At 60.9% G+C, this 24,077-nt stretch carries 19 protein-coding genes; 1 reads left to right on the top strand and 18 read right to left on the bottom strand.

From position 1 onward, the window contains the following. Nucleotides 1-9 precede the first annotated feature (9 nt). The 18 genes from pseH to glnE all read right to left on the bottom strand — a co-directional run bounded on the left by pseH (nucleotide 10) and on the right by glnE (nucleotide 21,128). Complete coding sequence (gene pseH, locus ASB58_RS02375) at nucleotides 10-525, bottom strand: UDP-4-amino-4,6-dideoxy-N-acetyl-beta-L-altrosamine N-acetyltransferase (protein ID WP_181977850.1); 516 nt, start codon at nucleotides 523-525, stop codon at nucleotides 10-12. Continuing rightward, nucleotides 522-1,652, bottom strand: coding sequence for a UDP-2,4-diacetamido-2,4,6-trideoxy-beta-L-altropyranose hydrolase (gene pseG, locus ASB58_RS02370; RefSeq protein WP_235827159.1), 1,131 nt, complete (start codon nucleotides 1,650-1,652; stop codon nucleotides 522-524). Before pseG ends, pseH begins: the two co-directional genes overlap by 4 nt. After that, on the bottom strand, nucleotides 1,622-3,649 hold the full coding sequence (locus tag ASB58_RS02365; RefSeq protein WP_118129220.1) for an aminotransferase class III-fold pyridoxal phosphate-dependent enzyme: 2,028 nt from the start codon (nucleotides 3,647-3,649) through the stop codon (nucleotides 1,622-1,624). The genes pseG and ASB58_RS02365 overlap by 31 nt, the downstream gene beginning before the upstream one ends. Further along, complete coding sequence (locus tag ASB58_RS02360; protein WP_118129219.1) at nucleotides 3,646-4,533, bottom strand: aldo/keto reductase; 888 nt, start codon at nucleotides 4,531-4,533, stop codon at nucleotides 3,646-3,648. Before ASB58_RS02360 ends, ASB58_RS02365 begins: the two co-directional genes overlap by 4 nt. After that, nucleotides 4,520-5,053, bottom strand: a complete 534-nt coding sequence (locus ASB58_RS02355) for a GNAT family N-acetyltransferase (RefSeq protein ID WP_118129218.1) — start codon at nucleotides 5,051-5,053, stop codon at nucleotides 4,520-4,522. Before ASB58_RS02355 ends, ASB58_RS02360 begins: the two co-directional genes overlap by 14 nt. Next, nucleotides 5,046-6,206, bottom strand: a complete 1,161-nt coding sequence (pseC, locus tag ASB58_RS02350) for a UDP-4-amino-4,6-dideoxy-N-acetyl-beta-L-altrosamine transaminase (RefSeq protein WP_118129217.1) — start codon at nucleotides 6,204-6,206, stop codon at nucleotides 5,046-5,048. The genes ASB58_RS02355 and pseC overlap by 8 nt, the downstream gene beginning before the upstream one ends. A 3-nt stretch (nucleotides 6,207-6,209) precedes the next feature. Further along, nucleotides 6,210-7,208, bottom strand: a complete 999-nt coding sequence (gene pseB, locus ASB58_RS02345) for a UDP-N-acetylglucosamine 4,6-dehydratase (inverting) (RefSeq protein ID WP_118129216.1) — start codon at nucleotides 7,206-7,208, stop codon at nucleotides 6,210-6,212. Nucleotides 7,209-7,219: 11 nt separating this feature from the next. Next, a complete protein-coding gene (locus tag ASB58_RS02340; RefSeq protein ID WP_118129215.1) occupies nucleotides 7,220-8,320 on the bottom strand; it encodes a CDP-glycerol glycerophosphotransferase family protein in 1,101 nt (366 codons plus the stop codon). Between the two features lie 3 nt (nucleotides 8,321-8,323). Further along, a complete protein-coding gene (locus ASB58_RS02335; protein ID WP_096003394.1) occupies nucleotides 8,324-10,072 on the bottom strand; it encodes a carbamoyltransferase family protein in 1,749 nt (582 codons plus the stop codon). A 35-nt stretch (nucleotides 10,073-10,107) separates the two neighbouring features. Then, on the bottom strand, nucleotides 10,108-11,529 hold the full coding sequence (locus ASB58_RS02330; protein WP_118129214.1) for a lipopolysaccharide kinase InaA family protein: 1,422 nt from the start codon (nucleotides 11,527-11,529) through the stop codon (nucleotides 10,108-10,110). Beyond that, nucleotides 11,526-12,302: a lipopolysaccharide kinase InaA family protein gene (locus tag ASB58_RS02325; RefSeq protein ID WP_096003392.1), complete on the bottom strand. Its 777-nt coding sequence runs from the start codon at nucleotides 12,300-12,302 to the stop codon at nucleotides 11,526-11,528. The genes ASB58_RS02330 and ASB58_RS02325 overlap by 4 nt, the downstream gene beginning before the upstream one ends. Continuing rightward, complete coding sequence (locus ASB58_RS02320) at nucleotides 12,299-13,045, bottom strand: lipopolysaccharide kinase InaA family protein (RefSeq protein ID WP_096003391.1); 747 nt, start codon at nucleotides 13,043-13,045, stop codon at nucleotides 12,299-12,301. The genes ASB58_RS02325 and ASB58_RS02320 overlap by 4 nt, the downstream gene beginning before the upstream one ends. After that, on the bottom strand, nucleotides 13,042-13,863 hold the full coding sequence (rfaP, locus tag ASB58_RS02315; RefSeq protein ID WP_118129213.1) for a lipopolysaccharide core heptose(I) kinase RfaP: 822 nt from the start codon (nucleotides 13,861-13,863) through the stop codon (nucleotides 13,042-13,044). The genes ASB58_RS02320 and rfaP overlap by 4 nt, the downstream gene beginning before the upstream one ends. Further along, nucleotides 13,860-14,981 carry a glycosyltransferase family 4 protein gene (locus ASB58_RS02310; RefSeq protein WP_118129212.1) on the bottom strand — a complete coding sequence of 374 codons (1,122 nt, stop codon included), beginning with the start codon at nucleotides 14,979-14,981 and terminating at the stop codon, nucleotides 13,860-13,862. The genes rfaP and ASB58_RS02310 overlap by 4 nt, the downstream gene beginning before the upstream one ends. Continuing rightward, nucleotides 14,981-16,042: a lipopolysaccharide heptosyltransferase I gene (gene waaC, locus ASB58_RS02305; RefSeq protein ID WP_096003388.1), complete on the bottom strand. Its 1,062-nt coding sequence runs from the start codon at nucleotides 16,040-16,042 to the stop codon at nucleotides 14,981-14,983. The genes ASB58_RS02310 and waaC overlap by 1 nt, the downstream gene beginning before the upstream one ends. Before the next feature lie 5 nt (nucleotides 16,043-16,047). Continuing rightward, on the bottom strand, nucleotides 16,048-17,094 hold the full coding sequence (gene waaF, locus ASB58_RS02300; RefSeq protein WP_118129211.1) for a lipopolysaccharide heptosyltransferase II: 1,047 nt from the start codon (nucleotides 17,092-17,094) through the stop codon (nucleotides 16,048-16,050). An 82-nt stretch (nucleotides 17,095-17,176) separates the two neighbouring features. After that, complete coding sequence (locus ASB58_RS02295; RefSeq protein ID WP_096003733.1) at nucleotides 17,177-18,100, bottom strand: branched-chain amino acid transaminase; 924 nt, start codon at nucleotides 18,098-18,100, stop codon at nucleotides 17,177-17,179. Nucleotides 18,101-18,173: 73 nt separating this feature from the next. Beyond that, a complete protein-coding gene (gene glnE / locus ASB58_RS02290) occupies nucleotides 18,174-21,128 on the bottom strand; it encodes a bifunctional [glutamate--ammonia ligase]-adenylyl-L-tyrosine phosphorylase/[glutamate--ammonia-ligase] adenylyltransferase (RefSeq protein WP_118129210.1) in 2,955 nt (984 codons plus the stop codon). Between the two features lie 281 nt (nucleotides 21,129-21,409). On the opposite strand from glnE, the gene aceE reads away from it, so the two are divergent. Beyond that, nucleotides 21,410-24,067: a pyruvate dehydrogenase (acetyl-transferring), homodimeric type gene (gene aceE / locus ASB58_RS02285; RefSeq protein WP_118129209.1), complete on the top strand. Its 2,658-nt coding sequence runs from the start codon at nucleotides 21,410-21,412 to the stop codon at nucleotides 24,065-24,067. The last annotated feature ends 10 nt before the right edge of the window (nucleotides 24,068-24,077 follow it).

The following is a 24,077-nucleotide window of genomic DNA, read 5'->3' as shown; positions in this document are numbered from 1 at the left end:
AAGCCTCCTTCAGCCTCGTACCTGCCACTCGGAATCGAGCAGGCCAAAGCAAATGACATCATGAAACTGCTGCCCATCGAAATGCTGATCTCGCAGCACCCCCTCCTGGCAGAAGCCCATCTTGCGATGAAAATCGATTGAACGCTGGTTAAAACCCAGCGTCTGACCACAAATCTTATGTAACTGTAAACGCTGGAAAGCGAACTCCAGCGCACGACGTCCCAACCCCGTGCCGGTGCCGCGCGGCGCCTCCGGAGCGATATAGAATCCCCAGTCAGCCACCCGTCCAGCACCTTGCACAGTGAAATGCACGAAACCTCGAGGCTGATCGTCAACGTCATAAACCAGCAGGTGCCGCAACGGATCAAGCTCGCAACGGGCGAACCAGTCTCGGTGCTCCTTTTCGCCAATTTCGTGCTGGGTATACATGTAACGTCGCACGGATTCATGGTTACGCCAACTGCGCACCAGTGCGAGATCAGGCTCGGCCAGCGGGCGCAGGCAATCCGTCTCGTTGTCCGTCATGCCAATGCCTCCATCGCACCCAGAACGCGCCTCACCCCAGCGCCATCAACCAGCGCCGCAGCACGCTGACTCATCTGCTGAAGCTGCCCTGGGTCGGCAATTAGCGCCCCAAGCAGCCCAGGCAGAGACTTGGCCAGACTGTTCACCGATGGCAATAAGTGCACCGCGCCAGCAGCACGCAGCCCCCCGGCGACCAGTCGCTGGTTATCCGCCAACACAACCATCAAGGTGGGCAGGCCCAGACAGCAGCGCTCCCACGCGGTCGCGCCTGCGGCGCCAATGGCAAGGTCAGCCTGTGCCATCACAGACGCCATGTCACTCACGTCCACGCGCACCGTCACGTCAAGCGTCAAGGCCTGGCTCAACTGCTGCACCTCGGCCAGCCAGGGGGCCTGTCCGCCCATGATAACCGTCACCGCCAAGGCGCCAGCGCCGGGCGTCGCAGCCAAACCACACAGCACCTGGGCAGTGGCATTGTCCGCATCTACCCCTCCCATGGAGACCAAGATGTGCTTGAGCGGATACGGCTGCGCCGCGCGCCTGGTCAATGACGTCTCACGCTGCGCGGCAAAATCCGCACGCAGCAGGGCGTTGGCACTGCCGCAAAGCAGCTGGGCAGCGGCCGGGACCAGCGAACGATAGTCCTCGGGGCGCCTGCTATAGGTCTGATCCAGCAACAGGTCGCAGTCGTGCGCGCGATCAGCTAGGTCATCGATCACTAGGACGTGACGACAGCATGCTCGCATACGCGATTCCCACTGCGTATCCAGCGCGTAATGATCGACCACCAGCCAGTCACAGCCCACCGACTGCAAGACTGCAGCCGTATCAGCCGCATCCTGCTCAGCACTCACACCGAGCCAGTGAGCATGCGAGCCGGACACCGACTCAGGCTGCTGCACAGCTGCAGGCAAGGCGGTGGTTGTATAACCGCGTCCGTGGATGACCTCCAGCAGGTGGCCGCGATGGCTGCGGCAGATGAAATGACAGTCATGCCCGGCGGCGCTGAGCGCATCGGCGAGGGTCAGGCAGCGCATGACGTGTCCCGTACCGATCCACAGGGCGGCATCGGCACGAAAACAGATCTGCAGGCCCATCAGTTCAGCCGCTTGAACCCACCATGGCACACCGGCCCCTTGAGCAACGCGCCGACATCGCGGCCCTGCTCACACTCGCTGATCAGGGCAAAAACCGGATCCAGCGCGTCGAAGTAGCCATCAATCACCTCCTGACTATGCTCCATGCAGACGTAGACAGCATTGCTGGCGAGGTAGCCCTTTGCCAACATTTCCTGACTGACAAGCGTCTTGTACTGCAGCACGTTAGGGCTGCGGAACGAGAAACCGGTCAGCGCCGGGAGGCCCCAGTGATCTATTTCGATTCCATGGCGATCCGCCAGTTTCTGCCAACCATCGCGGATCGACAGGCCGGTCTGGGTGATGTACTCCCAAGAGCGCTCGCGCTCCATCACTTCGAGGGTCTTCAGCGCCGCAGTCGGGCCGACACGCTCAGTCCAGAAGGTGCTGCTGATGAAGGTTGTTTGCGCTGCCTCCATAATCTCGCGCCGTCCAATGGTGGCGGTGATGGCGTAACCGTTACCCAGCGCCTTGCCGAACATGGCCATATCCGGCTCAACGCCGTACATCTTGTGCAGACCGCCAAAGGTCTGCCGGAAGCCGGAGGTACACTCGTCAAAGATCAGCACGATGCCACGATCAGTGGCCAGCTTGCGCACTTTGTGCAGGAAGTCATCCTCAGGCCCCATGTTGCGCACCACTTCCATCTTGATCACACCAATATCGTGGCGATTGACCAAGGCCTCCAGCTCAGCGTAGTTGTTGTAGTTGAAGGGGAACACGGTGCCCCTGAGGTTACCCGGCACACCCTTGGGCTCGAGCCCCGGCAACAGATGACCAGCCAGGTTCTCGTCGTCGCCCAGGTTGGCTGACAGATACCAGTCGTGCCAACCGTGGTAGCCACAGACCGCCACCTTGTCCTTGCCGGTGGCAGCCCGGGCGATGCGAATGGCCAGCGCGTTGGCTTCACCGCCGGAGCGGGCAAAGCGCACCATGTCTGCCCAGGGGTGCAGCTCGATCAGCTTTTCTGCCAGCCAGACTTCCTCGGGGCAGTTGAGCGTCGACATATTGCCGTTGTCGATGGTACCGCGCACCGCATCGTCGACCTCAGGGTGACCGTAGCCAAGAATATTGGTGCCCACGCCCATGATGCACATATCGGTGTAGGCCTTGCCGTCCATATCCCAGACGGTGCACCCCTTGGCCTTGCTGAAATAAGCCGGCCACTGCTCAGGCAGGAACATCTCTGCGCGCTTGGACAGCAGCATATTGCCGCCGGGAATGACCTGTTTGGCCCGTTTCCACAACTTTTGACCGGTGCCCATAGTAGCCCCCTCGTTACGTATCAGCGTTTGGTTGTCTGTGAACAGCGCCGGGCTGTTCTCCTGCAATGCCTTGACCTGCTGCCAGCTGAAGTGAATGTCCGGCGCAAAGTGCGCAAACACGCGGCGAATCACCTCTAGGTCCGCCGGCTCATCCACTGTCCAGCGCCAGCCTGACAGGTCTTGTTCGTTCTGCTCTGCGCCTACGCGGAAGTGACCTGACTCACGCAGGTAAGGTGTGACATGCTCGTGATCGAAGGCCGCGTCCGTTTGCTCGCTGGCCTGCTCCAGCGCACGCAAGCTGAACACTTCGATATCCAGCCCGTCCGGATAGCTCGGCGGAACGACGTTACTGAAATAATCCACACCAGCAGCGCGGTAGCCCCTGATCATTTGATCGACCAATTCGGGATCAACCAGCGGGCAATCACCCGTGATCCGCACGATGACGTCGGCCTGATGTGCTCTGGCAGCCTGCAGATAACGCGCCATGACATCTTGTTCGTCGCCCTGAACACAGGCAAAACCGAGCTGGCGTACACAATCAGCCAGCGGCTCGTTACGCGCATCCACCGAGGTCGCCACCACAATCTGATCGAGCTCGCGGGCACGCGCCAGGCGCGTCAGCAGCACCTCAATCATGGGTACACCGCCGATGGGCTTCATTACCTTGTCAGGCAAGCGGGTCGAGCCCATGCGAGCCTGAACGATTGCAACGGTTTTCATGCTGTTTTCCACAGTGCGGGGTTAAGCAATGCCGGGTCGGTAGTGCCGAGCTCGGCGGGCACCGGCGGGCAGTCGCCTGCAGCCGCCTGAAGTATCTGCTGCCACTGCTGCGCGCTATCCACACCCACCACCACACGCTCGATTAGCGGCTGGTTGAGCGCGTAACGCAGGGTGACTTGCAGCGGCGACAGCTGGTGTTCTTCCAGCCAGCTGTCCCAGCAGTCCCAGAGTGACTGCCAGTGCTCAAAATGGGCAGGACGCTGCTCGCGGCTCATTAACAGCAGCCCCTGCAGAAACACCGACCGCACATGCAGTGCGGTCCCCTGCCGTGACAAACGCTGCAACCAACCGGACTCATCAAGACGGTGATCAATAATGTTGTAGGGGGCCTGCACCAGATCCAGCGCAAAACGCTGGCACAGACGCTCCAGCTCTTCGGCATCATAGACCGACGCCCCGATACGCCCCGCCAGGCCCTGCTCGCGCAGCCCCGCCAGCGCAGCGTACAGAGCATCACCCTGCGGCTCCAGCAGCTGCGCCGGACGGTGCAGCAACACCGCATCAACGCGCTGCAGCCCGAGCCGAGCAAGCGACTCAGCCAATTGGCGCTCCACCCAGCCGGACACGTCGTCGCAGGCATCAGGGATGGCCGACAGCTTGGTCACCACCTTAAAGCCGCTCAGATCAAACTCGCCCAGTACACGTTCGCTCTCACCGTACGCGATTGCGGTATCCAGGGTATCCACCCCAGACTCACGCGCACGGTCGAGAATCCGCCCCACCTCGTCGACACCCACCTGACCCTGCTGGTTGGCGATGCCATAGGGCAGGCCAAACTGAACAGTGCCCAGCGCCAGCTTTCCAGTCACTTCACGCATGCTCATTGTGCAATTTCCCGAGCCAGAAGCAGCCCATACGCCGACCGTTCAAGGTCACATGTTCACGCATGAAACCCTCGACCGTATAGCCAGCCTTGAGAAATATGCGCAGCGACGCCAGGTTATCCTCGTAGCAGCCAGCCTCAAGCCGGTGCAGCCCTAACGACTCGAAACCATAAACCGTAATCAGGCGCACAACCTCGCTGGACAGGCCCTGGCCCCAGAACGCCTTGTCGCCGATAAAGAGGCTAATCTGACCACGCTGATAGTGGTTATTGATGAAACCGAGCTTGACGTTGCCCAGATGCCGATCACCCTGCCGCAGGAAGATACCTAACAAATGGCTTGCAGGGTCGGCGTTGCAGTGTTCGATAAAGGCGCGGCAGCTTTCAACGCTCTGGGGACTGTGGCGGGTCTCAAGGTATTGATTGACCTGCGGGTCATTCATCCAGTCCGCATAGGTCTGGGTAGCATCTTGCGCGCTCAACGGACGCAGGTACAGACGGTCGGTGGCGAGTTCAACCATGGCAGATCTCAGCCAGGGTAGCGACCACCTCGTCCTGCTGCGCCTCACTCAGCGTGTGGTACATCGGCAGGCTGATAGCTTCACGGTAATACGCCATGGATTGCGGAAAATCCTCGGCAGAGAACCCCATGGCCGCATAATACGGTTGAGTGTGTACCGGGATGTAGTGCAGATTCACGCCGATGCCACGCTCTCGCAATTGCTCGAACACCTCACGGTGGCTCAAGGCAATCTTCTCCAACTGCAATCGAACTGGGTAGAGGTGTAGACCGGAGTAACTGTCGGCGTGTTGCCACGGACAGGTGACAGGCAGCTCCGCCAGCAACTGATCATAGCGACGAGCCAGCGCGTGGCGACGAGCAACAAAGTCATCCAGCCGGGCCAGCTGGCTGACACCCAGCGCCGCTTGTAACTCAGTCATACGATAGTTGAAGCCCAGCTCGATCTGCTGGTAATACCAGGGGCCGTCAGACTCACCGACCATCAGCGCCGGATCACGGGTAATACCGTGGCTGCGGTATAGCGCCATGCGCGCCGCCAGCGTCGCATTGTTGGTGACCGCCATGCCGCCTTCGGCGGTGGTAATGATCTTCACCGGATGAAAACTGAAAATAGTGATGTCGCTGAAGCGACCGCTACCTACATAATCACCCTGATAGCGCCCACCGATGGCGTGTGAGGCATCCTCGATCACGGCAAAGCCAAAGCGTTTTGCCAGCGCGCCAATGGCCTGCATGTCACAGGGCTGGCCGCACAGATGCACCGCTACCACCACCTTGGGCAACCGCCCCTGTTGCTCGGCCTCTACCAGCTTGCGCTCAAGCGCGACCGGACAGAGGTTGTAGGTGCGCGGGTCAATATCGACAAAATCGACTTGAGCGCCACAATACAGCGCGCAGTTAGCCGATGCCACGAAGGTTACAGGGCTGGTCCATAGCCAGTCCCCCTGCCCCAGCTCCAACGCCAGACAGGCGATATGCAGCGCCGACGTTGCACTGTTTACCGCGACGGCATGACTTGCTCCTACCTTGCTGGCAAGCGCCTGCTCAAATCGCGGCACCATAGGGCCCTGCGTCAGAAAATCCGAGCGCAGCACGGCAACCACCGCCTCGATATCCTCCTCGCTGATCTCCTGACGTCCGTAGGGGATCATCTATCAGATACTCCCGATCTTTTCGCGGTTTGCGTCGATCCATTCCTGCAGCTGAGCGTCGCTCATCCACTCGCTGTTGTTGTCACTGGCGTAGACAAAGCCCTCGGGAACCTTCTTGCCATCCTTGATCCGCTTGGCACAGGTAGCCCACTCGTGAATGGTCGGCAGAATCTTGAAGTGCTCGGGGTACTCATAGGTGTAATAGGCGTCTTCGGCACTGATCATCTGCTCATGCAGCTTCTCGCCGGGACGAATACCAATAACCTCCTGCCGGGCATCGGGAGCAACTACGCGCGCCAGATCCGTTACTTTCATGGAAGGGATCTTCTTGACGTAAATTTCGCCACCCTCCATATCTGCGAAGGCATGCCACACCAGCTCGACACCCTCTTCCAGGGAGATCATGAAGCGGGTCATGCGCTCATCAGTGATCGGCAATACGCCTTTGTCCTTGATCGACATGAAGAACGGAATAACCGAGCCGCGTGAGCCCATGACATTGCCGTAACGCACCACAGAAAAACGGGTGCCATGTTCACCGGAGTAGGAGTTACCCGCCACGAACATCTTGTCAGAGGCGAGCTTGGTTGCACCGTACAGGTTGATCGGCGAGCTGGCCTTGTCGGTGGACAGGGCAACGACACCCTTGACGCCCTTGTCGATACAGGCGTCGATCAGGTTCATGGCGCCATTGATGTTGGTCTTCACGCACTCGAAGGGGTTGTACTCAGCAGTGGGCACAATCTTGGTTGCGGCAGCGTGGACCACGTAATCGACGCCGTCCAGTGCGCGATATAGACGGTCCTTGTCGCGTACATCGCCGATAAAGAAACGCAGGCGTGGATCGCCTTCGTACTTCTTGGCCATGTCCCACTGTTTCATTTCGTCACGGGAGAAAATGATGATCTTCTTCGGATTGAAGCGCTCCAGCGTCATGGGGACAAAGGTATTGCCGAACGAGCCAGTGCCGCCGGTAATGAGAATGGTCTTGTTGGTCAGCATGGGAATCCCCTTCAGAGCAGATGCGTTTGGATGGCACGAGCGACCCGCTCGTTGGCCATGCGATCACGAGAGCCAAACACCCAGGAGAAATAACGCTCCCGCTGGGCGGCATAGGCAGTCTGATCGGACAGGGCCCTGTCCAGTACAGTTGAAAAATCCGGTGTCTGATCACCGATATACAGACTAGGTCCGCAATCATACAGGGTCAGCAACTGCGACAGGTCGTCGGGATGCATGGCTTCACGCTCGCCAATCTGGCGTATGACGTCTCGCGAGCACTCCGGCGTTTCTATCATCAGTTGCGGAATATCATAGAACAGCGCCTCCTCGCTGGGCGAGTTGGCATCCGAGACCACCAGATCCGAGACTGACAGCACTTCGGATAGCGCACACTCACTCAAATCCAGAAAGGCATTGCCTCGCGCCTGAATCAGCGCGCGCACCCGTTTGAAGCTGTCCCTGTCGACGCGACGAGAGGTCAGCGACTGGCTCGGATGGGGACGCAGGATCAAATTGAAATGCGGCGCAGCAGAGTTTACCAATTGCTCCGCTGCGCGCTGCCAGGAACCGAAACCTCGCCGACTGGACGTGTAGAGCACTGTCTGTCGCTGCGGATCCAGGCCCAGGCGCTGCAATACTGCAGCACGCTGTTGCGCCGACCGCTCTGGATACTCACAGAACGGCAGGAACCCCGTGTCGACAATATTCAGCCGATCGGCCTCGGGGAAGCGCTCGAGCATCCCCTTCATCCGCGGGCCAATGACGCACAGCAGGTCAAAGTGGCTGTTACGCAGCAACGCCTCCTTGCTGAGCATCATGTAGGTCCCGTGGAATACGGTGCCTTTCTTGGCCGCATAAGGCTTCAGGAAGCTGCCATAGGGCGAACCGGTAACAATCGCTCCAGCGTCCTTTAGCAGGCGGTTGCCACGCACCAGAAACCCGAATCGCTTGGAGTACCGTGCTACCTCCAATTCCGGATACAGGCGCTGGAAGGCACGGAGCGTAGAAGTACGACTGGAAACGAAGGTGCCGGGCAGTGCACGCGCTACCTGAGCCAGATGCGGCACCGCCTGAAACATTTTGGAAAAGTAGACAACGCCGTCGGCTGCCATTGATCAGTGCCCGCCGCCCTTAGCCTTCATCACCAAAATATCTTCCATGATCAAGAACTGCAGATCAGAGCCATAAAACATGTTCAGCGCGTCGGTGGGCGAACAGACCATCGGCTCGCCACGACGGTTGAGCGAGGTGTTCAGCACAACACCATTACCCGTCATGGCTTCCAGTTCTTTCATCAGGTCGTAGTAGCGCGGGTTGTAGTCGCGTTTGAGCACCTGGGCGCGGGCGGTGCCGTCTTCATGCACCACCTCTGGCACGCGCTCCGCCCACCCTTCCTTGACGTCAAAGGTAAAGGTCATGAACGGCGACGGATGGTCGACGCTGAGCATCTGCGGCGCCACGGTATCGAGCATGGACGGGCAGAACGGACGCCAGCGCTCGCGGAACTTGATCTGCTCGTTGATACGGTCGGCTACGCCGGCAACGCTCGGGCAGCCGATAATCGAACGGCCACCCAGGGCGCGCGGACCGAACTCCATGCGGCCCTGGAACCAGGCAACCGGGTTACCTTCAACCAGTACCTTGGCGATTTCCTGGGGCACGTCGTCGATCTTCTGCCACTGCGGCTGGTTCGGGTGACGCGCACAGGCGGCAATGATGTCTTCATTGCTGTAGGAGGGGCCGAGATAGACATGCTCCATCTTCTCGACGGGCACACCGTTCTTGACCGAGACGAAAGATGCCGCACCTACCGCCGTGCCGGCATCGCCAGAGGCCGGTTGAACAAACAGCTCCTTCACGTCCGGACGCGCGATGATGCGCTGGTTGAGTTTGACGTTCAGCGCACAGCCACCGGCAAAGGCCAAGCGCCCGGTTTCCTTGAGAATATCGCCGAGATAGTAATCGATCATCTCCAGCGCCAGCTTCTCGAACAGCGACTGCATCGCTGCCGCGTAGTGAATATAGGGGTCGTCGGCGATGTCACCCTCACGCTTGGGCCCCAGCCATTCGATCAGCTTGGGCGAGAAGTAGTAACCCTTGCCCTTCTCCTTGTAGCGACGGAAGCCGATAACGTTGGCGTAATCGGTGTTGATGATCAGCTCACCATTTTCAAACTTGGCCAGCCGGGAGAAGTCGTACTTGGCGGCGTCACCGTAGGGTGCCATACCCATGACCTTGAACTCGCCGTCGAGCATCTCAAAGCCGAGGTATTCGGTGATCGCGCCGTACAGGCCACCCAGCGAATCCGGATCGTAGAATTCCTTGATCTTGTGGATCTTGCCGTTTTCCCCCCAGCCGAAGAAGGTGGTGGCGTATTCGCCTTTGCCGTCGATCCCCAGGATCGCCGTCTTCTCGGTGAAACCCGAGCAGTGGTAGGCGCTCGAAGCGTGCGCCAAGTGGTGCTCAACCGGCTCCAGGCGGACCTTCTTGGCGTCGAAGCCGAGCTGCTCCAGGCACCAGAGAATCTTCTTGCGGTAGCGCTTGAAGCGACGATTACCGGTCAGAATCGCGTCCAGCGAACGATCCGGCGCATACCAGTAACGCTTGGCGTAATGCCAGCGGGCCTTGCTGCTAAACAGGCTGATTGGAGCGAAGGGAATACAGACGATGTCGACATCCGCTGGCTGGATACCGGCCTGCTCCAGGCAAAACTTGGCCGACTCGTAGGGCATGCGATTCTTGGCGTGCTTATCGCGTACAAAACGCTCTTCCTCAACGGCCGCAATCAGCTTGCCGTCAATATAAAGCGCGGCGGAGGGGTCGTGACTCAGGGCGCCAGAAAGGCCCAATACGGTAAGTCCCACGGTAGTCCTCTTCTATTCAATACGAAAAATGAAAATCAACAGTGCGGCAGGCGCTCATCCAGCCAGCAGGCCAAGGGGCTGCCCACTGGCCAGTTGCGAATAAAGCGCTGGCGATCACGCTGCCAGGCCGGCTGCCAGCTGCGCTCATTGCCATGCGCCTGCATGGCGTCCAGATCAATCAGCCAAACCTGCCCCTCAAACCACAGCAGGTTGGTTGCCTTGAAGTCGCCGTGGCTGATGCGGGCCTGCACCAGTTGCTCAAACAACGCCAACAAGGCCTTTTCTATCTCCGGCTCAGGCAGCTGCTGTCCATCCTCACCCAGTTGCTGCAGCAGGTCGACCCCGGCGCAATACTCAGTAATCAACCAGGCCCGGTGCCGCAAAGGACCAAACCGCTGCTCGATCATGGCCAACGGCGCTGGAGTAGCAATACCCAGAAACTGCAGGCGATGCGCCGCCAACCAGGAATGCCACGCACGGGAGGGGCGCCAGAAGCGCTTCAGCCAATGGCCAATGCCTTTGATATTGTAGCGCTTGATAACCAGCTCGCGCCCCTGAACGGCCGTACGCCCAACCGTACTGCTGCCGCCATCCTTGAGCAAAGGCTGCGCCGCCAACGCCGCGTCAGGGTTAGCCAGCAGCGCGCCGATACTCTCCAGCTCCGCGCGCACCACGGCGCAGAAACGACGCCAGCTGCGCCGCACGGCAAAGGCGGTACAGTCTCTAAGCGTCTTGCCGAGATAGGCCTGAAGCCGGCGCTCACGCACCTTTCGCATCTGACGCGCAAGGCGATCAGGGTTAAGCGCTACCGGGTTGTGCTGCAGATACTCCACCAGCAGCAGCTCGGCCAACGCGTCCCACTCGGGGTCCAGCTGCGCCAGCAGGATCGCCAGGTTATCTTCGACCTGCACATCACTCAGCGGCTGGCCCGACGACAACGCCTCTACGGCATCACCATCGATGACGTAAAGCTGCTGCTCATGCAGCAAAAAGTTACCCAGATGAAGATCCGTCTGAACCAGACCTGCCCGATGCATGGACGCGACCAGCGCCAGCGCCTGAGCAAGCAAGCCCATGGCGACGGCATCACCGGGGGCGCGACTGTCGAGGGCGTCCCATCGTTGCTGCAGACTCTGCGCCTCGACCAGAAAGTCGAGCAGGACGTAGCAGCCTCCGCCACCCAACTGACCGTGCCCCAGCAGCGTCGGCGTGGCCACGCTCTGCGCCTGCAGTGCTTGCAAGCCGTCCACCTCGCGCTGGCAATGCCGTTCAGCGCCCGAGGCGATGTACAACTTCAGCAGGCGATGCTGTCCGCCGCACTCGACCTCGGCCACCAACCGTTTGCCAGGTAGCACGCGCAGCCAGCGCAGTACCTGTGCAGGTCCTTGCGGCAGCTCGACCTGACAGGGCAGCGGCGGCTCCCGGCCGGCGTTCTGCAGCTCGGCCAACAGCGTCATGGGCGAGGCCCTTTGCCGGCACTGCGCTGCAGTACGCGGGCAATCAGGTCACGGGCCTGTGCGTCCACTCGCGTCCTGCCCAGGTAAGCCAACACAAAGCGCAATCGCTGGGTGCGGCTAGGCACTTCGCTGCGACGGTGCAGCGTTTCCAGGTCGCGAACCCGGTCACGCTCACCAAAAAGCGCGCGGCGGGTTTTCTCCAGATCAATGAAGCGCGCACCTGCGCCGTCGGTGTGCAACTTCAAAAACACATGCTTGGGATACAGGCAGTTGTGAATGCGATCAGCGTTGTGCAGCGCACGCACCAGCGCGGCGGCTGACAGGATCAGCATACGAATGTCCGCCGCAGCCAACTGCCACCAGCGTTCAAACCACTCATCCAGCGGTGCATAGTCGTCCAGCGCACGCGTCAGCAGCACCGCCTGCGCACGCCCCTCAACGCGCCGCTCGGCGAAAAACGCGGCTTCCAGCGCCGGTATACCCTCTCGGGCATATTGCTGAATGGCACGAAACTCACGCGCAAAGGTCGGCTCTCCAAACGGCTTGTGCAGCGTGCGAGTACAGTGGTTGTCCTGACGTTTCAGGTAGAAAGGCTGCAACGTGCCATTGGCGTCTTCAAGCTCTAGCCGGTGCACGCTGCTCCAGCCTCCCCTGCCAGTGTTCGGCGCATCGACAGCCTCGAGCTGCAGCGCCCACAATGCGTCCATTGAGTCGAGTCCATGGCGCTGCAGTACTTCGTGAGCATTGACAGCAATAAAGGGCTTGCGGGTCATTCTCGTCCCTCGAAAAACGCGAGAATCGCACGCAGTTGCTTGCGGTCCTCGCTGTCCAGGCGAGCTTTGCCCAGATACATCTTGTAGAAAGCCAGCCGTCGAGCACGACTGAGGTGATGCTTGGCCAGCTTGTCCAGGCAGGCCAGGTCCTTGATGATGCGATAACGCAACATGGGGCCCCACCAGAAACTGCCAGCGGGGCAGTCGATCAGGTAGACATTAGCCAGCGCCTGGTCATCCACCAGCAGGTTACGCCATTTGAGGTCGTTATGAGTGAAGCCCTGATCGTGCATCATGCGCGTCGCTCGTGCGACCTGAAGCGAAACGTGCCTTACCCAGTCAAGCTTACGCAAACGCAGATCCGCGTGCGCGGCAAGGTCTGCAAGGTCTCGCGTAGCAGGCAGGTCCTCGGTAACCAGAGCGCCACGAACGAAGCGCCCTGACCGACGCTCCAGACCGAAGGCGACCACCTGGACTGAAGGTATGCCCCAGGCGTGGAAGCGCAACAGGTTCTCCCACTCCGCCTGCACTCGCCAACGGCCCAGATACTGCTTGAGCCCCTTGCCGTTCCCGGTGTAGCGCTTGACGTAGTAATGACGATCACCCGCCCACACCTTATGCACACTGCTGATTGGGCTATAGGTGATCAGCTCGCCCTCCAGCCCAAACACCGTGTCCAGATCGGCAAACAGCCGACCGCTCTCCCCGGTAGCATACTCGGGGTTCAGGGTCCAACGCTTCATTCACCGGCCCCCGGTGCGTACTTACGCTCGAAACGCGCCTGCAGTTTCTGCGCCTTGCGCTCCAGCAACGCCAGCAGTGGCGCTTCCAGGCGCAAGGTGTCGCGCAGCGGGGAGGCAAAATAGGCTTTCAAAAAGCGCAGTTTGTCGCGCCGGGTCAGGCCAATTTCAAGCGCAGAAAAGTACAGACCGGCAAGGTCCTTGTCGCGCCAGCGGCGTGGTACCTGAGCACGCACTTGCGCCCGGTGCAGATCAATGATCGACAGCTTGAAGTCGTGCGCGCTCATCGGCTTGTCGGTGTGCAGCAGAAAGTGGCAGATATAGCAGTCGCGGTGATTGACCCCCGCCCGGTGCATGGCAGCCGTCATCTCGGCGACCCGGCGAATCAGCGCCCATTTGCTGGTCGGCGCCGGCGGTTTATCCAGCCAGTCACGGCTGTAATCCTCCAGGCTGATGGTCGGCGCCAATTCTTCGGTGATGATGAACGAGTGCTGCGCTGCCGGGTTGCTGCCGCGCTCACCAAAGGCGACCGCAGTCATGGTATTGATGCCGGCAGCGGTCAGCGCCTGAATGGCTTGCCACTCCTGGCCTGCGCCCAGCACCGGGCGTTTGAGCGTGGACCAGTTCTTGAAAATCTCGCCCCAGCCGACGCCCCGGTGAATCTTGACGAAATAGCCGTTGCCTGACACTTCCGTGCGCAGTGTGCGACGCGCTTCCAGCTCGCGAAACACCTCACCTTGCAGCGCTTCCACCGCAGCAAATGCATCACGATCAGCCCACAGGCTACGGAAAGGTTCACGCAAAATCAGGGTGTCACTCACGCACTCTCCCCCAGAATCACATCAGCAGCGCGCTCCGGCAGGCTGTAAAGATCGGCCTGATCAGCAAAGCGCAGGGCATTGAGGTGCCACTCCTTGCGCAGCGCACCGTCGTTCAGCATATCCGCCAGCATCTGATCAAGCTGGCTCTGCTTGAACGGCGTGGGAACCACCAGACCGCAGTCCGCCTCGCTGATGTAGTGGGCGTAACCACACACATCCGTCACCAATACCGGTAGTCCGGCCACCAGCGCTTCGAGCAGCACTGTGCCGGTATTTTCGTTATAAGCGGGGTGAATCAGCAGGTCAGCGCCAAGCAGAAACCGGGGCACGTCGCTGCGCCCCTTCATAAAGATCACGCGATCATCCACTGCCAGCGAGCGGGCAATCCGTTGAAAGCTGCCCGGATCGTCCTGACCAATCACCATCAACTTGGTGCGCTGCCGCAGCTCGGCCGGCAAGCCCGCTACCGCACGAATCGAGCGATCAACCCCCTTGGTGATAAAGCCCGAGCCGATCTGCACCAACAGCAACTCATCGTCCGCCAGCCCGAACTCGGCACGAAACTCGGCGCGAATCTCGGCCGCGTTAGCAGGTGCCCGGCGATCCGGTGCAATGCCCGGCGGCAGCAGATGAAAGCGGTCCAGCGGGGTTTTGTAATGCTTGGTGAACAGCGGTTGCTGCACCTCGGAGATCATCAGAATCTGGGTATTCACCGCCGGCGAGAACACCGCCTTCTCATACGCAGCAAAATGACGATAACGGCTGGAAAAGCGGTACAGCGGATTGCGCAGAGTCTGCGCCTTGTCTTCAAAACAGGGGTCGGCGGCGTAGTAGACGTCCAGCCCCGGCATCTTGTTGAAGCCAACCAGCCGATCAACCGGGCGCTTGGCCAGATCCGCCTTGACCCAGGCGGTAAACTTTTCATTACGGCGGTGATTGCTGAGCGCCTTGACCGGCGCTACCAGCACCTCAAACCCCTCGGGAATATCGCCTTCCCAGATCAGCGTGTAGACCCGAATCGCGTGGCCGCGCGCTTGGCAGACCTTGGCGATGCGCATGAAGTCTCGCTGCAACCCGCCAAAGGGAAAATACTTGTAAAGCACAAAAGCCAGCTGCATCAGAGGACTCTCTTGTTGGGCAGCAACGGCTGCAATTGCTGCATGACCCGATCCGGGTTCAGACGGGTAAAGCATAGCGGCTGCTCGCGCGTCAGGTCGAACCGACGCGCATCCTCGGGTGTGGGCTGGTAGCTGCACTGCTTGCGCAAACAGGGTGCACAAGCAAAGTCACTGGCCAGATGCTGCTGCACCGCGCCGTAGGCACCGGTAAAGCCAGGATTGGTCGGACCGAACAACGACAAGGTGGGCACGTCGAGCGCCGCAGCCAGATGCCCGAGCCCCGTGTCTACCGCCACGCAGGCACTGGCACCAGCCAGTTGCCGGGCGACGTCACGCAAAGGCAGGCGCGGCAACACCACAGCGCCCTGCAGACCTTCAGCGATGCGCAAGGCGCGGGCTTGCTCGTCCAGACTGCCCCAGGGCAATCGCACCTCGACACCCGCAGCAACCAGCTGCTCAGCCAACTGACGCCAGTACAGCTCCGGCCAGTGTTTGGTGACCCAGGTGGTGCCGTGCAGCAGCACCACATAGGGTGTGGTTGCGACCTCAGCGCCCAGCGCACCGCGATCCAACCCGTAATCGCCCAATCCCTCGGCCGGCGTATAACCCAGTGCCTGGCCGAACAGCTGACGCGTGCGCTCCACCGCATGCTGGCCCCAGGCAACCGCGAGGCGGCGCTGATAAAAGCGCGCGGCCAGGGGTTCACGCGCCGAGCTTTTGTCCAGTCCGACCACCTCCGCGCGCGCGTACCGCGTCAGCCAGGCACTCTTGAGCAGCCCCTGGGCATCAATCACCAGATCGTATTGGGTCTCGCGCAGGCGGCGCTTGAAGTTGCTCCACTCACCGCTGCGCACCGCCTGCAGCGGCTTCTTGCGCCAGCGCCGGATAGCAACAGGAATAACGGCATCCACCGCAGGGTGCCAGGCCGGGATCTCGGCAAAGCCCTCCTCCACCACCCAGTCAAAACGGATACCGGGGATGGCACGTGCCGCATCGGTCAGCGCCGGAAGAGTATGAATGACGTCCCCCAGCGAGGACGTCTTGATCAACAGAACGCGCATGCGCTTCAGCCGTCCTGAGGATCAGACAACGGGTTGCCGACCAGGCGTTCCAGCGCCGCGTTGACCTGCGCAGGCATCAGATCACGCAGGCAGTTGTAGTGGCCAAAGCGGCAGGTCCGGTCGAAACAGGGACTGCACTCGAGTCCCAGCTGCAGGGTCTCTACCCGATCAGCCAGCGGCGGGGTAAAACCGGGCGAGGTCGAACCATATACGGCGACCAGCGGACGATTGAGCGCAGAGGCCACATGCATCAACCCGGAATCATTGCTGACCACCGCATCGGCGCAGGACAGCAGATCAATGGCCTGGGCCAGGCTGGTGTCCCCGCACAGGTTGGTCGCCTCCTCGCGCAAGCCCGGAATCAGACGACCGCGAATCTGCTCGGCCACCGCGTGATCCTTCTTCGACCCAAACAGCCAGACCTGCCAGCCCTGGCGGATATGCGCATCGGCCACCGCAGCGTAATGCTCGGACGGCCAGCGCTTGGCCTCGCCAAACTCGGCGCCGGGACACAGCGCCAGCACCGGCCGATCCCGTTCCAGACCAAAATGCTGCAAGGCCTGCTCACGCGACGCAGGATCGATCTGCAGCGCGGGGCGCGGATAGGGTTTGGGCAACTCGATATTCGGCTCATAGGCCAGCGCCATAAAGCGCTCGATCATCAGCGGGTAGGCGTCCTTGTCCAGCTTGCGCACATCGTTCAGCAAGCCGTAGCGCATTTCGCCACGCCAGCCGGTGCGCAGCGGAATATCAGCAAAAAAGGGAACCAGTGCAGACTTCAAGGAATTGGGCAGCAGAATCGCCTGGTCATACTGACCACGCAGGCCCTGACCGATACTGCGCCGGGTACGCAGCTCAAGCGCGCCATGTCCCAGGGGGAAGCTAAGCGCCTGACGTACCTCAGGCATGCGTTCCAGAATTGGCCGGCTCCAGTCGGGCGCCAGCACATCGATCATGCAGTCAGCACCGTGTCGCTGCTTCAGGCAGATGAACAGCGTCTGCGCCATCACCATGTCGCCGACCCAGCTGGGACCGATAATCAGGATATTCATAAGCTTCAAGCTTCAAGCTTCAAGCGACAAACCCCGAACGGCGCACAACTGCTTGCCGCGTGAGGCTTGCCGCTTGCGGCTATCAACCCACCAGCGTCCGCCATTCGGCGTGCTCTGCGGTCTGGCCGGTGACCAGATCGAAGTACGCCTTCTGCAGTTTTTCAGTGATCGGACCGCGACGGCCGGCACCGATCTGGCGGCTATCCAGTTCGCGAATCGGCGTGACTTCGGCGGCAGTGCCAGTGAAGAAGGCCTCGTCGGCGATGTAGACTTCATCACGGGTGATGCGCTTCTCGACCACCGGGATGTTGAACTGGGACGCCAGCGCCAGCACGGTCGCGCGGGTGATACCGTTCAGGCAGGCAGTCACTTCCGGGGTATAGATGGTGCCATTTTTGACGATAAAGACGTTCTCGCCAGAACCCTCGGCAACGTAGCCCTCCGGGTCCAGCAACAGCGCTTCGTCAGCACCGGCGGAGACCGCTTCCTGCAGCGCCAGCATGGAGTTCATGTAGGCACCGCTGGCCTTGGCGCGGGTCATGGTGATGTTGACGTGGTGACGGGTGAAGGAGCTGGTGCGGATCTTGATGCCGCGCTCCAGCGCTTCTTCACCCATGTAGGCGCCCCAATGCCAGGCCGCGATGACCACGTGCACTTTCAGATTGTCGGCGCGGATACCCATGCCCTCGGATCCGTAGAACACCAGCGGGCGGATGTAGGCGGTTTCCAGCTTGTTTTCGCGGACCACGGCGCGCTGCGCTTCGTTCAGCTGCTCTTTGGTAAAGGGAATCTTCATCCCCATGATATGGGCAGAGTCGAACAGGCGGTCGGTGTGCGCATCCAGACGGAAGATGGCTGTGCCATCCGGCGTCTTGTAGGCGCGCACGCCTTCGAATACGCCCATACCGTAGTGCAGGGAGTGCGTGAGCACATGAACATTGGCTTCACGCCAGGGAATCATTTCACCATCAAACCAGATTAGACCATCACGATCGGCCATCGACATAGCAGCCAGCTCCATACGTATCTATTCAATCAGTCTTGCGTTCTTGGTTTCTGCCTGAGCGCGCCCGCGCCAACTACACCTGAGATCCGGTGGTTGACTGCTGGGGAGGCAACACTTGCTGCCAGAGCTTGATGACCCCGTGCCGGAAGTCATGAAACTGGTCGCCGCTTACTTTGCCCGGCTGATTCTGTAGAGCCAGGCGATGAGCTGCAGCCCGGTAGGCCTTGTAAGCCTCCTGCAGGCTGATGACATCCTCACCGGCGATCAAACCGGCGTTTTGCAGCTCATCAAGAATCCTGATGTTATCGGTAAAGCGCAGTAATTCGGGGTACCGGCACGACCAGGCCAGAACCGCATATTGCACCATAAATTCGATGTCGACGATACCACCTAGGTCCTGCTTGAGATCAAACAGCTGAGCAGCAGTATAAGCCTGCTCGGTGCTGCCGGCGCGCGTCGCCGCCGTGCCCAGGTTGTCGCGCATCTTCTGGCGCATATCACACACCTCACGGGCCAGCGCCTGTTCATCGCGCTCCCGCCCCAGTACCTGGGCGCGCAACGCATCAAAACGCGCCGCCAGCTGCTCGCACCCCACCAGCGCCCGGGCGCGCACCAGTGCCTGATGCTCCCAGGTCCAGGCCTCTTCACGTTGATAGCGCGAGAAGGACGCCAGCGAACTGACCAGCAAGCCCGAGTCGCCCGAGGGACGCAGCCGCATATCAACCTCGTACAGCGCGCCCGAAACGGTCTGCGTGTTAAGCATGTGAATAATGCGCTGCCCCAGACGCGTGAAGAACTTGCTGCCCTCGATCGGCTTGTCGCCGTCGGTATCACGCTGCGGATCACCGTCGTGAATGAACACCAGATCCAGATCCGAACCGTGGCCCAGCTCGATGCCGCCCACCTTGCCGTAGCCCACCACAATGAAATCCAGCTCGCAGCGCGAGCCGTCAGCCCGGGCCGGTCGACCGTGGCGGGCGACCATTTCGCGCCAGGCCAACAGCAACACTTGCTGCAGAATCGCTTCAGCGACCCAGGTCAGATAATCACTCACCTTCATCAACGGTAGCGTACCCGCAATCTCGGAGGCGGCGATACGCAGCACATGGGCACGTTTGAAGTAACGCAGCGTTTCCATTTGCTGCTCAAGATCATCCTCCGGAATGCGCAGCAGATGCTGACGTAGCTCATCAGCCAGCTCATTGGCCTCCGGCGGGCGGTACAGACGCCCGGCATTGAGCAGTTCATCCAGCACCACCGGGTAGCGAGCGATCTGTTCGGCAATCCAGGGGCTCGCGGCGCAGAGCACCAGCAGCTCGCGCAAAGCACCCGGATTTTCCGTCAGCAGCACCAGATAGGCCGAGCGCCGCGCTACCGCCTCGACCAGAGGCAGCACGCGCTCCAGCGCCAGGTCGGGATTGTCCTGCTCCGCCGCCATCGCCAGCAGGCGCGGCATGAAGATATCCAGTCGTTCGCGACCAGCCCGCTGCATGGCCTTCAGGCGCGGCGACGCGTGCAGCCCCTGCAGCCGCTGCCAGGCCGACGTCGGATCGGCAAAACCGCCGGCAACCAGCTGTTCAAGCGCCTGCGCGGCCTCCAGCGTGCCATCCCACAGCGGCACCCAGTCCGCCTGGGGCGACTGCAGGTCCGCCTCATCTTCATCCGGGTCGGCGATCACGCCGGCAAAGTGGCCAGCTACACAGGTACGCTCGGCATCCAGGCGAGCACGGAACGCATCCCAGTCGGCAAACCCAAGCATCCAGGCAATACGCGCCTGCCCTTGGGCATCAATCGGCAGCATTTGCGTTTGCCGGTCATCCACTGCCTGCAGCGCGTGTTCGGTATCGCGCAAGAAGCAATAGGCCTGTGCCAACTCCTGTACCGCCGCCTCCGGCAAGTACCCGTTCGCACCCAAGGTGTGCAGCACCCCCAGGATGGGGCGCTGCTGCAAGCTACGGTCACGCCCGCCGTGAATCAGCTGGAAGGCCTGGCCGATAAACTCAACCTCGCGAATCCCGCCTGAGCCCAGCTTGACGTTGTCCTGCAGGCCCTTGCGCTGCACCTCACGCTGAATCATCTGCTTGAGATTGCGCAACGCATCAATGGCAGCAAAATCCAGGTAACGGCGATAAACGAAGGGCCGCAGCATCGCCAGCAGCTCGGCCCCCGCCTGCTGATCGCCGGCCACCACGCGCGCCTTGATCATGGCGTAGCGTTCCCAGTCGCGCCCCTGGCTCTGGTAGTACTGCTCCAGCGCATCAAAGCTGAACACCAGTGCACCGCTGTCACCGTAAGGGCGCAGGCGCATGTCAACGCGAAACACAAAGCCATCGACCGTCGGCGCATCCAGCGCCTTGATCAGCTTTTGCCCGAGGCGAATGAAAAATTCCTGATTCGACAGGCTGCGGCGCCCGCCCCCGGTCTCACCGGCCTCTGGATAGGCGAAGATCAGGTCGATGTCCGAGGACAGATTCAACTCCACCGCACCCAGCTTGCCCATACCCAGCACCACCATATGCTGCGGCACGCCGTCCCGACTGCGCGGCTCGCCGAGACTGCTGCAGCACTGGCCATACAGCCACTGATAGGCCTCATCGATGCAGGCGTCTGCCATATCCGACAGGTCACGGGTGGTTTCCTGCAACGGCGCCAGCTTGAGTACGTCGCGCCAAATGATCCGCACCTGCTGCCATTGGCGGAACCGACGCAGCACCTGCGCCAACTGCTCCTCAGTGGCCACGTCACCCAATGCCTGCTGCAGCAGACTGCGCAACTCGCCGTCAGCCAGCGGACGCCAAAGCCGCTCATCGGCGAGCAGCCGCCAAGCCAGCTCCGGGTCACGGCGCAACTGCTCGGCAACGTAGTCGCTGGCAGCCAGCACCAGCGCCAGCTCCTGCTCGAAACGCTCGCCCAATTCGGCGCGCCGCATGGACAAGGCGGCCTGCTCCAGCGCCGCAGTCCACTGCTCAAGATGGTGATCACGGAGCGTTTCGAGTAATGCGGGCAACGGAGGCAGTGTGGAGGGCATGGTCTATCCTGTTCATGAACCGAAACCGCAGCTTGCCATGCTGACCGGAAAGGGAAAAGCAAGAACCCTGACTGATCGGTCTAAATGTAGTGTTGCTACATATTAGACCTTGGACGGACTAGATTAAGATGCCTTTATGTAGTAAAACTACAGAACCAATCTTACCCCGATGTGTCACAACACCCACAGGTGTTTGGCAAGCGCAGGCTGTGGCGCGTTGCAGACCGCACGCACATGGCAGCTTCCAGCATCTGCAAGGCCCACAAGGTCTGGAGACCATAATGAAGCAAGACGATATTGATCCGCTTGAAACGCAGGAATGGCTCGACGCGCTGGAGTCCGTACTCGACAACGAAGGCGAAGACCGCGCGCACTACCTGATGACCCGCCTGAGTGAACTGGCCAGCCGCACCGGCACCCCGCTGCCCTACGCCATCACCACGCCGTATCGCAATACCATCCCCGTCACCCACGAAGCACGCATGCCCGGCGACCTGTTCATGGAACGCCGCATCCGCTCGATGGTGCGCTGGAATGCGCTGGCCATGGTCATGCGTACCAACCAGCAGGACCCGGACCTGGGTGGCCACATTTCGACTTTTGCCTCCAGCGCCACCCTGTACGACATCGGCTTCAACTACTTCTTCAAGGCACCAACCGACGAGCACGGCGGTGACCTGGTGTTCTTCCAGGGGCACGCTTCGCCCGGCATCTACGCCCGCGCCTTCCTCGAAGGTCGCATCAGCGAAGAGCAGATGGAAAACTTCCGCCAGGAGGTCGACGGTAAGGGCCTGTCGTCCTACCCGCACCCCTGGCTGATGCCCGACTTCTGGCAGTTCCCGACCGTCTCCATGGGCCTGGGCCCGATTCAGGCCATCTACCAGGCGCGCTTCATGAAGTACCTGGAGCACCGCGGCTTTATCGAGCCGGGCAAGCAGAAGGTCTGGTGTTTCGTTGGCGACGGTGAAACCGACGAGCCGGAAACCCTGGGCGCCATCTCGCTGGCCGGTCGCGAGAAGCTGGACAACCTGATCTTCGTGATCAACTGCAACCTGCAGCGTCTCGACGGCCCGGTGCGCGGCAACGGCAAGATCATTCAGGAGCTGGAAGGCAGCTTCCGCGGTGCCGACTGGAACGTCATCAAGGTGATCTGGGGCCGCATGTGGGACCCGCTGTTTGCCAAAGACGACAACGGCCTGCTGCAACAGCGCATGGAAGAAGCCGTGGACGGCGACTACCAGAACTACAAGGCCAAAGACGGTGCATTCGTGCGCGAGCACTTCTTCGGCACCCGTCCGGAGCTGCAGGAGATGGTCAAGGATCTCTCCGACGAGGAAATCTGGAAGCTCAACCGAGGCGGCCACGACCCATACAAGGTCTACGCGGCCTATCACGACGCGGTCAATCACCAAGGCCAGCCGTCGGTCATTCTGGCCAAGACCATCAAAGGGTACGGCACCGGCGCCGGCCAAGGCCAAAACACCGCGCACAACACCAAGAAAGTCGATATCGACAGCCTGAAGAAATTCCGCGATCGCTTCGACATTCCGGTCAACGATGACGAGCTGGAGAAACTGCCCTTCTACAAACCCGAAGAAGGCAGCGCCGAGTACAAATATCTGCACGCGCGCCGCGAAGCACTGGGAGGTTACATGCCCCAGCGCCGCGTCGAGAGCGCCCGGGTTCCGGTGCCACCGCTGGACACCCTGAAAGCCATTCTGGACGGTACCGGCGACCGCGAGATCTCCACCACCATGGCCTTCGTGCGCATCCTGTCGCAGATGGTCAAGGACAAGGAACTCGGCCCGCGCATCGTACCGATCGTGCCGGACGAAGCCCGCACCTTTGGTATGGAAGGCATGTTCCGCCAGCTCGGCATCTACTCCTCAGTCGGCCAGCTGTACGAGCCGGTCGACAAGGACCAGGTGATGTTCTACCGCGAGGACAAGAAAGGCCAGATCCTCGAGGAAGGCATCAACGAGGCTGGCGCCATGTCCAGCTGGATTGCGGCCGGCACGGCCTACAGCACGCACAACCAGCCGATGCTGCCGTTCTACATCTTCTATTCGATGTTCGGCTTCCAGCGTATCGGCGATCTGGCCTGGGCCGCCGGCGACAGCCGCGCCAAGGGCTTCTTGATCGGCGGCACCGCCGGCCGCACCACCCTGAACGGTGAAGGCCTGCAGCACGAGGACGGTCACAGCCACCTGCTGGCGTCAACCATTCCGAACTGCCGCAGCTACGACCCGACCTACGGCTACGAGCTGGCGGTGATCATCCGCGAAGGCTCACGCCGCATGATGGAAGAGCAGGAGAACGTCTACTACTACCTGACCGTCATGAACGAAGCCTACGCCCAACCGGCCATGCCTAAAGGTAAGGACGTGGAAGACGGCATCATGCGCGGCATGTATCTGCTGGACTCCACCGGCAAGCCGGGCGAGCTGCACGTGCAACTAATGGGTTCCGGCACCATTTTGCGCGAAGTGCGCGAAGCCGCCGCCATTCTCAAGGAAGACTTTGGCGTCAGCGCCGACATCTGGAGCGTTACCAGCTTCAACGAACTGCGCCGCGACGGTCTGGCAGTCGAGCGCGACAACCGCCTGCACCCGACCCGCAAGCCCAAGGCCAGCTTCGTCGAGCAGTGCCTGGACAAGCGGCAGGGTCCGGTCATCGCCGCGACCGACTACATGAAGCTGTACGCCGACCAGATTCGCCAGTGGGTTCCTGCACCATACAAGGTGCTGGGCACCGACGGCTTCGGTCGCAGCGACAGCCGTCGCAAGCTGCGTCAGTTCTTCGAGGTGGACCGCCATTGGGTTGCCTATACCGCGCTCAGCGCGTTGGTGGAGCAAGGCAAGCTGAAGCCCAAGGTGCTGACCGACGCACTCAAGGCATTCGGTATCGACCCCGCCAAAACCAACCCGCTGGACTGCTGAGGAGAACCCC

It is taken from the genome of Pseudomonas abyssi (assembly GCF_003444685.1).
Classification (GTDB): domain Bacteria; phylum Pseudomonadota; class Gammaproteobacteria; order Pseudomonadales; family Pseudomonadaceae; genus Halopseudomonas; species Halopseudomonas abyssi.
The sequence above is the reverse complement of the archived record's forward strand: the minus strand, read 5'-3'. Positions and strand labels throughout refer to the sequence as shown.